Origin of the sequence: Sphingomonas sp. SORGH_AS_0879, from assembly GCF_030819175.1 — a bacterium.
In the GTDB taxonomy this organism is placed as follows: Bacteria; Pseudomonadota; Alphaproteobacteria; order Sphingomonadales; family Sphingomonadaceae; genus Sphingomonas.
The window spans coordinates 3610340-3624275 of record NZ_JAUTBJ010000002.1; the positions used below are offsets into that span (position 1 = coordinate 3610340).

Genomic DNA, 13936 nt, shown 5'->3' on the forward strand with positions numbered 1-13936 from the left:
GCCACGGGATCGCGAGCAACGGTCGACCCTCAATGATCCGGATTCGGACCGGATTGGCGACCGAGATTCCAAGCCATGTTTAAACTTTTGATAATTCTTTCATTTATGGTCCCTCTATCATGCTGATCTCTGCCCTCCCCCGCGATGCGTCGTCCGCCGAGGAGCGACGCCTCGCCACGCTTCAGGCGCATGCCCTGCTCGACAGCGAACCGGAGGCGGAGTTCGATGCGCTGGTCTCGCTGGCCGCCGAGATGCTGGATTGTCCGGTCGCGGCGCTGACGCTGGCGGACCGCGACCGTTTCTGGGTGAAATCGGCGATCGGTCCCCTGCCCAGCCAGATGCCGCGTAACGTCGCCTTTTGCGACCAGACGATCCGGTCGCCCGACCTGATGATCGTCCCCGACCTGACCAGCGATCCGCGCTTCGCGGTCAATCCCTTCGTCACGGGCGAGGCGGGGACGCGCTTCTATGCGGGCATGCCGATCCGCGTGCCCGACCTGGACGGATCGCCCCAGGCCATCGGATCGCTGTGCGTGATGGATGCCACCCCACGCTCGCTGAGCCCGGCGGGGGAGCGGGCGCTTCGCCATCTCGCCAGGCTGGCCGAGGCTTTGATCGCCGCGCGCGCGGTCGCCAGGCGGGCGACGGCAATGGCCGAGTTGAGCGAGCGCCAGGCCGAGGATCTGCGCGCCAAGGACCGGACGGTCCGGCAGGTCGAGCGGCTGGCGTTGATCGGGTCATGGCGGATACGCCTGGGCGATCAAAAGGCGTTCTGGTCGGAAGGCGTCTATCGCATTCACGAACTGTCGGCCGGCAAGCCGGTCACGATCGATCAGGGCCTGTCCTATTACCCCCCGGATTCGCGCGCCATCCTGCGCTCGACGATCGAGGCGACCGCGCGCACCGGCGATCCGTTCGACATCGAGCTGGATTTCGTGACGGCACTTGGCCGCCATCGTCGGGTCCGCGTGATGGGCGAGCGGGAAATGGCGAACGGCCACCCCGAAAGCCTGGTCGGCATGTTCCAGGACGTGACCGAGCGCCACGCGCTGGAGGTCCAGTTGCGCCGCAATGCCGACACCGATGCGCTGACCCTGTTGTCCAACCGCGCCGCGTTCGACCGCACGCTGGAAACCGCCATAGGCGAGGCGGGCACGAACGACCGGCCGCTTGGGCTCGTGCTGATCGATCTGGACGGGTTCAAGCTGATCAACGACACGCTGGGCCACCCCGCCGGGGACGAAGTGCTGCGCATCGTCGGCACCCGGTTGCGGACCGACTGGCTGAAGAATTGTTTCGTCGCGCGGCTGGGCGGGGACGAGTTCGGGGTGATCGTTCAGGATCCCGCCCTGCTCGCCCAGCCCGAGTCGCTCCGCGCCCGGATCGAGACGCTGCTGACCATCTCGATCACGGTGGACGATTTGACCATGAGCTGCGCGGGCACGGTGTGCGTCACGCTGCGGCCCGAGAATTGTCGGACGATCCGCGATTTCATGCACCATGCCGATAGCCGCCTCTATGCCGCCAAGCGCGACCGGGTGGGTGAGCGGCGCAAGGGGGATCGACGGAAGGCCACCCGCTAAGCCCCTTCCCTCTCCGACCCAGGGCCCCATATAGCGGGGGCATGTCCTCGCGCGCCCGCGTCCTCGTCCTGAACTCCGCGCTCGGCCCTCTCGATTATCGTGTGCCGCACGGCATGACGGTCGAGCCCGGATCGATCGTCGTCGCCCCCCTGGGACCCCGCCAGTTGCTGGGCGTGGTGTGGGAGCCCGAGCGCATGCCCTCCGATGCCGAGGTCGGCGATAACCGGTTGCGCCCGCTGCTCGGCGTGGCGGACGCCCCGCCCCTCCCCGATGCGCTGCGGCGGCTGATCGAGTGGACGGCGGACTATTATCTCGCCCCGCCCGCCGCGGTGGTACGGATGGCGCTGTCCTCGACCTCCGCGCTGGAGGGGGCACGGACCGTCACAGAATACCGCGTCACCGGCCATGTCCCCGACCGCCTGACCCCGCAGCGCGCCCAGGCGCTGGAGCGGATCGGCGACCGGCAGGGACTGATCCGCGAACTGGCGACGATGGCCGATGTCTCCGACGCGGTGATCCGGGGGCTGGTCAAGAACGGCGCCATCGAGGGGGTGGAGGTCGATATCGACAGCCCCTTTCCCCTGCCCGATCCCGACCATCACCGCCCCGCATTGTCGGAGGATCAGCGCGCGGCGGCGGACACGCTGGTCGCGGGCGTTGCGGCGCATGCGTTCCAGCCGGTGCTGCTCGACGGCGTGACCGGATCGGGCAAGACCGAAGTCTATTTCGAGGCGGTGGCGGAGGCGATCGCCGAGGGGCGGCAGGTGCTGGTCCTGCTCCCCGAGATCGCGCTGACCGAGCCGTTCCTCAAGCGATTCCACGACCGCTTCGGCTGCGAGCCGGTGGCGTGGCATTCGGGCCTGCGCTCGTCGCAGCGGCGGCGGGCGTGGCGGGCGATCGCCAGCGGCCAGGGGCTGGTGACGGTCGGCGCGCGCTCGGCCTTGTTCCTGCCCTATCGCAATCTTGGCCTGATCGTCGTCGACGAGGCGCATGAAACCAGCTTCAAGCAGGAAGACGGCGTCCATTACCACGCGCGCGACGTGGCCGTGATGCGGGGCAAGTTCGAGTCCTGCCCGGTCATCCTCGCCTCCGCCACCCCCGCCATCGAGACGCGCCAGCAGGTCGCGCTCGGCCGCTATACCGAGGTCAAGCTACCCGGCCGCTTCGGCCCGGCGCAGATGCCGACCATCGAGGCGATCGACCTGATCCAGAACCCGCCCGAGCGCGGCCGCTGGATCGCGCCCAAGCTGGTCGCGGCGATGAAGGAGGTGCTGGAGAAACGCGAACAGTCGCTGCTCTATCTCAACCGGCGCGGCTATGCGCCGCTGACCCTGTGCCGGACCTGCGGGCATCGCTTCCAATGCCCCAATTGCACTGCGTGGATGGTCGAGCATCGGCTGGTCCGGCGGCTGGCCTGCCACCATTGCGGCCATGTCATGCCCACGCCACGCGCCTGCCCCGAATGCGGGGGCGAGGATTCGCTGGTCGCCTGCGGCCCCGGCGTCGAGCGGATCGCGGACGAGGCGACGGCCTTGTTCCCGGACGCCAAGATCGCGGTCGTCACCTCCGACACCATCTGGTCCCCCGCCAAGGCCGCCGAGTTCGTCGGGCGGATGGAGGCGGGCGATATCGACATCGTGGTCGGCACGCAGTTGATCACCAAAGGCTATCATTTCCCCAACCTGACCCTGGTCGGGGTGATCGACGCGGACTTAGGCCTCGACGGCGGCGACCTGCGCGCGGCGGAGCGGACCTTTCAGCAGATTCGGCAAGTATCTGGGCGAGCGGGACGCGGCTCCAAGCCGGGCCATGTCTTCATCCAGACCCACAGCCCCAAGGCACAGGTCATGCAGGCGCTGGTCACGGGCGATGCCGAGGCCTTCTATACCGCCGAGACCGAGGCCCGGCGCGATGCCGATGCGCCGCCCTTCGGGCGCTATGCCGCGATCATCGTGTCGTCCGAGGATCAGGGCGCGGCCCAGTCCACCGCCAACACCATCGCCCGCGCCGCGCCAAAGGTCGACGGGATGCACGTCTTCGGTCCCGCGCCCGCGCCGCTGGCGATGCTGCGCGGGCGGCACCGGTTCCGGTTGCTGGTCCATGCCCGGCGCGCGCTGGCGGTACAGGATGTGATCCGGGAGTGGCTGGGCGGGTTGGAATGGTCCGCGAAAGTGCGGGTCGCGGTGGATGTGGACCCGTATAGTTTCCTGTGATCGGCGTTCGATAGAGGAAGGAGGAATGTTCGCGCGGAGGCGCAGAGAGCGCGGAGGTGTCTCGCTCGGTGCCCCTTCATCCCCTTATCTTACGGGTCGGCGATGGCACGGCGGCGTTACCGCAAATAGGACATCTCTGCGTCCTCTGCGCCTCCGCGCGAACCAAAATCTTCTTCGCGGCCTCGCGGCTTCGCGTGAACAATCTGGCCTGAAGCGGCGGCGTTTTCCCTTGGCCTCCCCTCATACCCACAAACGAAAACGGCCGCGACTTCCGCCGCGACCGCTTCAAAACCCGAGCAATCCGAAGACCCGGATTACCCCGCATGCTCCGCCAGCACGGTCAGGCCCTTCGGCCCCACCTCGGCGAAACCGCCGCGGATCAGGATCGATTCCGGCTCGCCCTTGTCGGTGCGGAACACCTGGATCGCGCCGTCGCGGATGGTCGACATGAAGGGCGCATGGCCCTCCAGCACGCCGAAATCGCCCTCGGTGCCGGGGACGACCACCATATGCACCTCCTCCGAGCGGAGGAGCTTTTCGGGCGTGACGAGTTCGAAGTGCAGCATGGATTGTATATCTCGCATCGCTCTCCCCATCAGGGAGAGGAAAGAGGGGACGGCGCGAACCGTCCCCCCATATCATCAGGCGTCCTGCGCCATCTTCTCGGCCTTGGCGACGGCTTCGTCGATGCCGCCGACCATGTAGAAGGCCGCTTCCGGCAGATGGTCGTATTCGCCGTCGACCACCGCCTTGAACGAGCGGATCGTGTCTTCGATCTGGACGAACTTGCCCGAGATGCCGGTGAAGACTTCCGCGACGTGGAAGGGCTGCGACAGGAAGCGCTGGATCTTGCGGGCGCGCTGGACGGTCAGCTTGTCCTCTTCGGACAGCTCGTCCATACCCAGGATCGCGATGATGTCCTGCAACGCCTTGTAGCGCTGGAGCAGCGACTGGACCGCACGGGCCGTCTCATAATGCTCCTGACCGACGATGCGCGGCTCCAGCACGCGGCTGGTCGAGTCGAGCGGGTCGACCGCCGGGTAGATGCCCAGCTCCGAAATGGCGCGATTGAGCACCGTCGTCGCGTCCAAGTGGGCGAACGAGGTCGCCGGTGCCGGATCGGTCAAGTCGTCGGCGGGCACGTACACGGCCTGGACCGAGGTGATCGAGCCCTTGTTCGTCGAGGTGATGCGCTCCTGTAGCGCGCCCATGTCGGTCGACAGGGTCGGCTGATAGCCCACGGCCGACGGAATGCGGCCCAGCAGCGCCGACACTTCCGCACCCGCCTGGGTGAAGCGGAAGATGTTGTCGACGAAGAACAGCACGTCCTGGCCTTCCTGGTCGCGGAAATATTCCGCGATCGCCAGACCCGACAGCGCGACGCGGGCACGCGCGCCCGGCGGCTCGTTCATCTGGCCATAGACCAGCGCGACCTTCGAGCCCTCGCTGATCGCGTTGCCCTCGGCGTCCTTGGCGATCACGCCCGCGTCGAGGAACTCGTGATACAGGTCGTTGCCCTCGCGGGTCCGCTCACCGACGCCCGCGAACACCGAGGTGCCGCCATGGCCCTTGGCGATGTTGTTGATCAGTTCCTGGATCAGGACCGTCTTGCCGACGCCCGCACCGCCGAACAGGCCGATCTTGCCGCCCTTCGCGTAAGGCGCGAGCAGGTCGATGACCTTGATGCCGGTGACGAGAATCGCGCTCTCGGTCGACTGTTCGACGAACTCGGGCGCCTTGGCGTGGATCGGCGCGCGCAGGTCGGTCGCAACCGGGCCGCGCTCGTCGATCGGCTCGCCGACGACGTTCAGGATGCGGCCCAGCGTCGCGGGGCCGACCGGCACCTGGATCTGGTTGCCGGTGTCGGTCACGGTCTGGCCGCGCGTCAGGCCCTCGGTCGTGTCCATCGCGATCGTACGGACGGTGTTCTCGCCCAGATGCTGCGCGACTTCGAGCACCAGGCGGTTGCCGTTATTGTCCGTCTCCAGCGCCGACAGAATCGCGGGCAGGTTTTCGGGGAAGTGAACGTCGACGACCGCGCCGATGACCTGGGCGATCGTGCCGACATTGTTGGTGGCCGTGGTCGGCCGGATGTCCTCAGCGGCGGTTGCCATCATTGCTTCCTTGGTTCGGTAGAGCCCGACATAGCTTCGGGGCGGGTAAAGGTCACGACCAGACGGCGGCCACCGTCGATCTTGTCACGGGTAACATGGTAATCGGCGCCGGTCAGGTGGCCGGTGGAGGCGCTTTCGGTCTGGATCGCGGCCGCAACCGCATCCTTGCCGTCCAGACCGAGCTGATCCATCGGCTTGGTGACCCAGCGGATGAACTGGGTCTTGGCGAACGGGCTGGTGTCGAGATTGACGAGATCGAGCGAGAAACGGACTTCGTTCAACCGCTTCGCATCGCCCTCGACGATCAGATTGGCCATGTTGATCGGCGTCACCGACGGATCGGCCATCGGCGTGGCTTGCGCGATCGCACGGTACGTGCCCTGAACGGGGGCGTAACCGCTCATGCGAAAGCCCATCCGGTCGAGCAGGCTGACCGTCTCGGGCGCATCGCCCAGCACGGTCGCCCAGCCGCCCTTCACGAACGGCGTCGGCGTCGCGCGGGCTGCGTCCTTCGGCTGATCGGACGCCTGGCCGCATCCGGCCAGCGCGACCGTCAGGCCCAGAAGGAGCGCAAGACGCATCAGAGCGCCTCGGCGCCCGAGATGATCTCGACCAGTTCAGTGGTGATCGCCGCCTGGCGGGTGCGGTTATACTGGATCGACAGGCGACGGATCATGTCGCCCGCATTGCGCGTGGCATTGTCCATCGCATTCATCTGCGAACCGTAGAAACCGGCCTGGTTCTCCAGCAGCGCGCGGAAAATCTGCACCGCGACGTTGCGCGGCAACAGCGCGTCGAGAATGTCCTCTTCGCTCGGCTCGAACTCGGCGACTGCCTCGACCGACGCCCCCGCCTTGGTCGGCGCGGGCATCGGCACCGGGATCAACTGTTGCGAAACCGGATCCTGCACCAGCGCCGAGACGAACTTGGAGTAGAACAGGTGCGCCACATCGAACTCGCCCCGCTCGAACCGGGCGATCAGGTCGTCGGCGATGACCCGCGCGTCGTCGAACTTGGCCGCCTTGATCGCGCTCATGTCATGATCGGCGAGGATCGCGTTGGGGAAGAAGCGCTTCAGCACGCGCCCCTTCTTGCCCGCAATGTAGAACTTCACCGTCTTGCCCTGCGCGGTCAGTTCTTCGGCCTTGCGGCGCGCGGCGCGGACGATGTTCGTGTTGAACGCACCCGCCAGGCCACGCTCCGAGGTGGCGACGACCAGCAACTGGACGTCGTCCTTGCCGGTGCCCGCCAGCAGCGGCGACGCGCCGACGCCGCCGACGCGGGTGGCCAGGCCGGCCATCACCGCTTCCAGCCGCTCGGCATAGGGACGGCCGTTCTGCGCCGACTCCTGCGCACGGCGCAGCTTGGCGGCGGCGACCATCTTCATCGCCTTGGTGATCTTCTGGGTCGACTTGACCGAGTTGATCCGGATCTTGAGGGCCTTGAGGCTCGCCATCTAGTTTCCCACTTCGTCATCCCAGCGCAGGCTGGGATCTCTCACCTCGAGCGCGCGCTTGCGGCACGAGACCCCGGCTTTCGCCGGGGCGACGGACAATTATGCGAAAATCTTCGCGAACTGGTCGAGCGCGGCCTTGAGCTTGCCCTTGGCCTCGTCGCCCAGATCCTTGGTGTCGCGGATCATCGCCAGCACATCGGCATGATCGTTGCGCAGATACGCCAGCATCGCCGCTTCGTAGCGCACGACCTGCGCGACCGGCACGTTATCGATGTAACCGTTCGTCCCTGCGAAGATCGACGCCGTCTGCTCCTCGAAGGGCAGCGGGTTGAACTGCGGTTGCTTGAGCAACTCGGTCAGGCGCGCACCGCGGTTGAGCAGCTTCTGCGTCGAGGCGTCGAGGTCCGAGCCGAACTGCGCAAAGGCGGCCATCTCGCGATACTGGGCCAGTTCCAGCTTGATCGAGCCGGACACCTTCTTCATCGCCTTGGTCTGCGCGGCCGAGCCGACGCGGCTGACCGACAGGCCGACGTTGATCGCCGGGCGGATGCCCGCGAAGAACAGGTCGGTTTCGAGGAAGATCTGGCCGTCGGTGATCGAGATCACGTTGGTCGGGATATAGGCCGACACGTCGCCCGCCTGCGTCTCGATGATCGGCAACGCGGTCAGCGAACCGGCGCCGTTGGCGTCGTTCATCTTGGCGGCGCGTTCCAGCAGGCGGCTGTGCAGATAGAACACGTCGCCCGGATAGGCTTCACGGCCCGGCGGACGGCGCAGCAGCAGCGACATCTGGCGGTACGCGACGGCCTGCTTCGACAGATCGTCGAACACGATCAGCGCGTGCATCGCATTGTCGCGGAAATATTCGCCCATCGCGGTGCCGGTATAGGGCGCGAGGAACTGAAGCGGCGCGGGCTCGGACGCGGTCGCGGCGACGACGATGGAATATTCCATCGCGCCATTCTCTTCAAGCGTCTTGACCAGCTGCGCCACGGTCGAGCGTTTCTGACCCACGGCGACGTAGATGCAGTAGAGCTTCTTCGACTCGTCGGTGCCCGCGTTGACCGTCTTCTGATTGATGAAGGCGTCGATCGCGACGGCCGACTTGCCGGTCTGGCGGTCGCCGATGATGAGTTCGCGCTGACCACGGCCGACGGGAACGAGCGCGTCGATCGCCTTCAGGCCGGTCTGCACCGGCTCATGCACGCCCTTGCGCGGGATGATGCCCGGCGCCTTCACCTCGACGCGGCGGCGCTCGGTCGCCTCGATCGGGCCCTTGCCGTCGATCGGGTTGCCCAGGCCGTCCACGACGCGGCCCAGCAGGCCACGGCCGACCGGCACATCGACGATGGTGCCGGTGCGCTTGACGGTGTCGCCTTCCTTGATCTCGGCGTCCGAGCCGAAGATCACGACGCCGACATTGTCGGCTTCGAGGTTCAGGGCCATGCCCTGCACGCCATTGGCGAACTCGACCATCTCGCCCGCCTGGACATTGTCGAGGCCGTAGATGCGCGCGATGCCGTCACCGACGCTCAGCACCTGCCCGGTCTCGCTGACCTGGGCCTCGGTGCCGAAATTGGCGATCTGGTCCTTGATGACCTTGGAGATTTCTGCGGCGCGGATATCCATGGGAACGTCAGCCTTTCATCGCGCTGGCGAGCGCATTCAAACGGGTGCGGATCGAGCTATCGATCATCTGGGAACCGATGCGGACGACAAGCCCGCCGAGCAGGTCGGGATCGACCGACAGGTCGACCGACACGTCGCGACCGACACGGGTGCGAAGCTGCTGCTTCAACTCGGCGACCTGATCCTCGGTCAGCGGGTGGGCGCTCGTCACTTCGGCCGCGACCTCGCCGCGATGGCGGCTGGCCAACTGGCGGAACGCGCGGATGATCTGCGGCAGCGCCGACAGGCGCCGATTCTCGGCGAGCACGCCGAGGAAATTCTTGGTCACGCCGTCAAGGCCCAGCGTATCGGCGACCGCCAGGATCGCCTTGACCGCGGCGCCCCGCGCCACGACCGGGCTCTTGGTCAGCGCGGCCAGATCCTTGTCGGCTGCCAGCGCATCGCGAAGGGTCACGAGGCTCGCCTCGATCGTGTCGATCGAACGGCTCTCGGCGGCCGTTTCGAACAGCGCGAGCGCATAACGTCCACCCAGGCTCGCCTGGATGCCGCCTGTGCCGCTTATAGTACCGCCGGACATCTCCACGGATGCGAATTCCTCGAACAACGAACGGGTTGGCCCCATGGGGAACGGGGCGCGAAAAACGCGCCTCCGATGGGTTGGCGGGCGGTTAGCATCGGGAACCAATCGATGCAAGCTGCGTGGCGCATCTTGTGACAGGATGGTGACGCGAAGTTAACCGCTTTGGCCGCAAGCCGTGGGATGAATGCCACAGCGGCTTTGCTAGGATGGTCGCGCCCCGGCGGTTCGGGGCGATGGATTGTGCCTTTCATGCCCCACCCCGTTCGTCATGATATCGTGTCCGCCCTGGATGAGAATGCCGCCTGGGACGCCTTCTCCCGCCGCGACCGGGCGGCGGACGGGCGGTTCGTGGTCGCGGTGACCTCGACCGGCATCTATTGCCGCCCGAGTTGTGCCGCACGCCGTCCCCGGCGCGAGCATGTCTGCTTTCATCCGACGCCGGAAGCCGCACGAGCCGCCGGCTTTCGCGCCTGTCTCCGTTGCCTGCCCGATCAGGTCACCCGCGATCGACAGGCGGTGGCGCGTGCCGTGGCGCTGCTGGAGGAAGGCGACGCCGCCCCCTCGCTGACCGAATTGGCCGAGGTGGTCGGCTATGCCCCGCACCATTTCCACCGGCTGTTCAAGCGAGCGACCGGCGTGACGCCCGCCGCCTATGCCCGCAGCCTGCGCAACCGGCGTGCCGATGACGCGCTCCGGCAAGAGGGGAGGGTGACGGCGGCGGTCTATGAGGCGGGCTATGCCGCCCCCAGCCGCTTCTATGCCGATAGCGAGGCGCGGCGCGGCATGGCGCCCGGCCAGTGGCGGCGCGGCGGGGACGGGGTGGCGATCGGCTGGACGATGGTGGCGACGCCGCTTGGGGCCATGCTGATCGCCCTGACGGCAAGTGGTCAGGCGCGGCTGGCCTTCGACGAGGATGACCAGGCGCTGGCAGGGCATTTCTCCACCGCCCGGATCACGCCTCTGGCAGAAGGAGAAGCCGCCGCGATCGCGCGCATGGTCGCCGCCCTCCCGCTACCCGACCCCGCCCTGCCCGAGCAAACCCGGCGCCTCGCCCTGATCGAGGCGGTGACGCAGGGGCTGACCGCTCAGCGTGCCGAACGACAGCTATAGACCAGCTTTTCATTGGGCAGCGGCGGCAGTTGCTGGCGGATCTGAGCCTGTTCGCCTTCCAGATTCTGAAGCGCGGTGTCGGTCTTCACACAGCCCCTGGGCGTGGTCGGCTGGTGCAGCTTGCGGATCGCGTCCATCGTCGCGGCGGGCAGCAGATAGCGCGTCTGGGTATAGCTGCGCGTCACGGGATCGAAGCGCGCCACGGTCACGGTCGGTTCCTCGTCGGGAACGAGGATCCGCTGCCAGTTCCCCTCGCCTTCCAGGAACTGGGTGGTGCCGTCCGCGCAACCGTTCGCGCCCCAGTCGATGCGCGTTTCCGCCGTCGAGGAGATGGTGATCCGGCTGCGATCGGGTTGCAACGTGCAGATCATCGGCCCCAGCGCCTTGCCCGGCGGGGTCGCGCTGGGCAGTGCGGCGGTCTCGCGCGGCAGGGTGATCTCGCCCGAGGGGCGCAGCAGGAAGACGACCACCGCCGCGACGATCGCCACGCCACCGCCCGCGCCGGTCCAGATCGCCCGGCGCCGCTGCCCCCGCGATTCGAGCAGCCCCGCCCCGCCCAGCGCCAGCGCACCGCCGACCAGCAGCAGCGCGGCGATCGCCATGACATTCTCCCGCGTGCGCTCGGCCCCCGCGCGGGCGGCGTCGAGCGCCTCTTCCCGACGGATCGCGGCGGCATTGGCCGCCTCGCGCCTGGCCGCGGCGGCATCGGCGCGCGCGCGGGCATCCGCCGCGCTATCCTCGCGCAGCCGCTCCTCGATCGAGGTGCAGGGCATGCCGACCGAGGTGTAAGGCTGTTGCGCGGCCCGCAGGAATGCCATGAGTTCGGTGTCGGCGATCGCGAAGCCGAAGGTCGAATCGCCGTCATCGGCACGGGTCAGCGCGGAGTTGACCCCGATCACCCGCCCGCACGGATCGAGCAGCGGACCGCCCGAATTGCCCCGCGCGATGCTGGCCGTATGGAGCAGCACCTCGATACCCGTCAGCGCCCGGCGGCCCGAGGCGACACCCTGCGACCGGACGGGAGAGAGCGGGCGGATATAGTCTGCCGCCGATTGTGCCGTCGCCAGGTCGACATTGCCGGGATAGCCCAGTGCGATCACCTGATCGCCTTCGGTCACCGGACCGGTGAAAAGCGCGGCGGGCGGCAGCTTCGCCTCGCTCACCTCGATCAGCGCCAGGTCGCGGCGCGAATCATAGGCGACGACCCGGCCCTGATAGGATTTGCTGCCCTCCGACGGCACGACGCCGATCACGACATTGTCGGGATAGCGCTCCGCCAGTTCGACGACATGCGCGTTGGTGACGATCCGGTTGGGTGCGACGGCGAAGCCCGATCCATGGCCGAACCCCGCCACTTCGTTATCGACCATCGCGATGGTGACGACCCGCACGACGCCGCGCGCGGTCGCGGCGATGTCGTCGGCCCCGGCGACGGCGGGTACCAGTCCGACCAGGGTCAAAAGGATTGCGAGGACGAACCGGCTGAGCATCGGATCAGGGCCATATCCCGCCCTTTCCATCCCCCGCAACCGCGATCGGTTAGGCTTATGGTAAATCTTGGCATTTACTGACCGGGCGCATGTCATGGGAAATTGCGCGATGAATGCCTTTGGTCGTCGTCAGGGTTTGGGTAACGCAACGGGGAGCCGCCCGGCCTTCGGCGTCGCGCGACCGATGCACGGTCCCGGCCCCGCCCCCCGCCCCGAAAGCGAGGCAGGAGGCCCCGGCGGACAGCAATTTCCGCCGCTTGGCGCGCTGTCCGTGGCGGAACACGCGCTGCCCGCCACCGCCGCCGACGCGATGCAGCGGCTGGCCGACCGCCAGGCCGCCGCCGCCGAACCAGCCCCGGCGCGCGGGGAAGGGTTCGAGGCGTCGATCCACCGAATCAAGGAACAGGTGCTCCCCCGCCTGCTCGAGCGCGTCGATCCCGAAGCCGCCGCGACGCTGGGCAAGGACGAGCTGGCCGAGGAATTCCGCCCGATCATCGGCGAGGTGCTGGCCGAGCTGAAGCTGACGCTCAACCGGCGCGAGCAGTTCGCGCTGGAAAAGGTGCTGGTCGACGAGCTGCTGGGCCTGGGTCCGCTGGAGGAATTGCTCGCCGATGCCGACATCACCGACATCATGGTCAACGGCCCCGAGCAGACCTATGTCGAGCGCAAGGGCAAGCTGGAACTCGCCAATATCCGCTTCCGCGACGAGGAGCATCTGTTCCAGGTCGCCCAGCGCATCGTCAATTCGGTCGGCCGCCGCGTCGACCAGACCACGCCGCTGGCCGATGCGCGCCTGAAGGACGGCAGCCGCGTCAACGTGATCGTGCCGCCGCTGTCGCTTCGCGGCACCGCCATCTCGATCCGCAAATTCTCGGCGAAACCGATCACGCTCGACATGATGGCGGCGGGCGGGTCGATGAGCCAGGACATGGCGACGTTGCTGAAGATCGCGGGCGCGTCGCGGTTCAACATCGTGATTTCGGGCGGCACCGGCTCGGGTAAGACGACGATGCTGAACGCGCTGTCCAAGATGATCGACCCGGGTGAGCGCGTGCTGACCATCGAGGACGCCGCCGAACTCCGCCTGCAACAGCCGCACTGGCTGCCGCTGGAAACCCGGCCCGCCAATCTGGAGGGTCAGGGTGAGATCAGCATCCGCGACCTCGTCAAGAACGCGCTGCGCATGCGCCCGGACCGCATCATCCTGGGCGAAATTCGCGGCGCGGAGTGTTTCGATATGCTCGCGGCGATGAACACCGGCCATGACGGGTCGATGTGCACGCTCCACTCCAACTCCCCGCGCGAGGCGCTGGCCCGCATGGAGAATATGGTGATGATGTCGGACATCAAGGTGCCCAAGGACGCGATCAGCCGTCAGATCGCCGACTCGGTCGACATGGTGATCCAGGTCAAGCGCCTGCGCGACGGCAGTCGTCGCGTGACCAACATCACCGAAGTCATCGGCATGGAGGGCCCCGTCATCGTAACGCAGGAGCTGTTCAGCTTCGAATATCTGGACGAAGGCACCGACGGGAAGATCATCGGCGAGTACCGGTCCGCAGGATTGCGCCCCTATACCCTTGATAAGGCGAAGCAATTCGGGTTCGACAAGGCCCTGTTGGAAGCATGTCTGTAACGTTCCGCAACATGGGGAACAATTAATCCGCTATGCCTGCCGAACATTCGGTCCATTTACGACCAGAAGTAAATCGCCGCAATACAGAATGATAGAGAATAGTGTCCATGTGATGGCCATGACGG

The 13936-nt window shown here is 67.0% G+C and carries 11 protein-coding genes; 4 read left to right on the forward strand and 7 right to left on the reverse strand.

The window, feature by feature from the left end:
* Nucleotides 1-119: 119 nt before the first annotated feature.
* Nucleotides 120-1583: a diguanylate cyclase domain-containing protein gene (locus QE379_RS16890; protein WP_307002263.1), complete on the forward strand. Its 1464-nt coding sequence runs from the start codon at nucleotides 120-122 to the stop codon at nucleotides 1581-1583.
* A gap of 41 nt (nucleotides 1584-1624) precedes the next feature.
* Complete coding sequence (locus tag QE379_RS16895) at nucleotides 1625-3796, forward strand: primosomal protein N' (protein WP_307002264.1); 2172 nt, start codon at nucleotides 1625-1627, stop codon at nucleotides 3794-3796.
* 314 nt (nucleotides 3797-4110) lie between these two features.
* Here the strand turns inward: QE379_RS16895 and QE379_RS16900 are convergent, their stop codons facing one another.
* From QE379_RS16900 to QE379_RS16925, 6 genes are all read right to left on the reverse strand, one after another.
* Nucleotides 4111-4362 (reverse strand): ATP synthase F1 subunit epsilon, encoded by a 252-nt coding sequence (locus QE379_RS16900; protein WP_307002266.1) that lies wholly within the window; start codon nucleotides 4360-4362, stop codon nucleotides 4111-4113.
* 75 nt (nucleotides 4363-4437) lie between these two features.
* Nucleotides 4438-5910 carry a F0F1 ATP synthase subunit beta gene (gene atpD / locus QE379_RS16905; RefSeq protein WP_307002268.1) on the reverse strand — a complete coding sequence of 491 codons (1473 nt, stop codon included), beginning with the start codon at nucleotides 5908-5910 and terminating at the stop codon, nucleotides 4438-4440.
* The gene (locus tag QE379_RS16910; RefSeq protein WP_307002270.1) at nucleotides 5910-6491 is read right to left on the reverse strand and encodes a hypothetical protein; all 582 of its coding nucleotides are present in this window, start codon (nucleotides 6489-6491) and stop codon (nucleotides 5910-5912) included. Before QE379_RS16910 ends, atpD begins: the two co-directional genes overlap by 1 nt.
* Nucleotides 6491-7366 carry a F0F1 ATP synthase subunit gamma gene (locus tag QE379_RS16915; RefSeq protein ID WP_307002271.1) on the reverse strand — a complete coding sequence of 292 codons (876 nt, stop codon included), beginning with the start codon at nucleotides 7364-7366 and terminating at the stop codon, nucleotides 6491-6493. The genes QE379_RS16910 and QE379_RS16915 overlap by 1 nt, the downstream gene beginning before the upstream one ends.
* Before the next feature lie 99 nt (nucleotides 7367-7465).
* Entirely contained in the window at nucleotides 7466-8995 is a 1530-nt protein-coding gene (gene atpA / locus QE379_RS16920) for a F0F1 ATP synthase subunit alpha (RefSeq protein ID WP_007406897.1), read from the reverse strand.
* A gap of 7 nt (nucleotides 8996-9002) precedes the next feature.
* Nucleotides 9003-9572: a F0F1 ATP synthase subunit delta gene (locus QE379_RS16925; RefSeq protein ID WP_307003276.1), complete on the reverse strand. Its 570-nt coding sequence runs from the start codon at nucleotides 9570-9572 to the stop codon at nucleotides 9003-9005.
* 279 nt (nucleotides 9573-9851) lie between these two features.
* On the opposite strand from QE379_RS16925, the gene QE379_RS16930 reads away from it, so the two are divergent.
* Nucleotides 9852-10685 (forward strand): bifunctional transcriptional activator/DNA repair enzyme AdaA, encoded by an 834-nt coding sequence (locus tag QE379_RS16930; RefSeq protein WP_307002272.1) that lies wholly within the window; start codon nucleotides 9852-9854, stop codon nucleotides 10683-10685.
* On the opposite strand, the gene QE379_RS16935 is transcribed toward QE379_RS16930, so the two are convergent.
* A complete protein-coding gene (locus QE379_RS16935; RefSeq protein WP_307002274.1) occupies nucleotides 10661-12145 on the reverse strand; it encodes a S1C family serine protease in 1485 nt (494 codons plus the stop codon). The genes QE379_RS16930 and QE379_RS16935 overlap by 25 nt on opposite strands.
* 139 nt (nucleotides 12146-12284) lie before the next feature.
* On the opposite strand from QE379_RS16935, the gene QE379_RS16940 reads away from it, so the two are divergent.
* Nucleotides 12285-13811, forward strand: a complete 1527-nt coding sequence (locus tag QE379_RS16940) for a CpaF family protein (protein WP_307002276.1) — start codon at nucleotides 12285-12287, stop codon at nucleotides 13809-13811.
* Nucleotides 13812-13936: the final 125 nt, after the last annotated feature.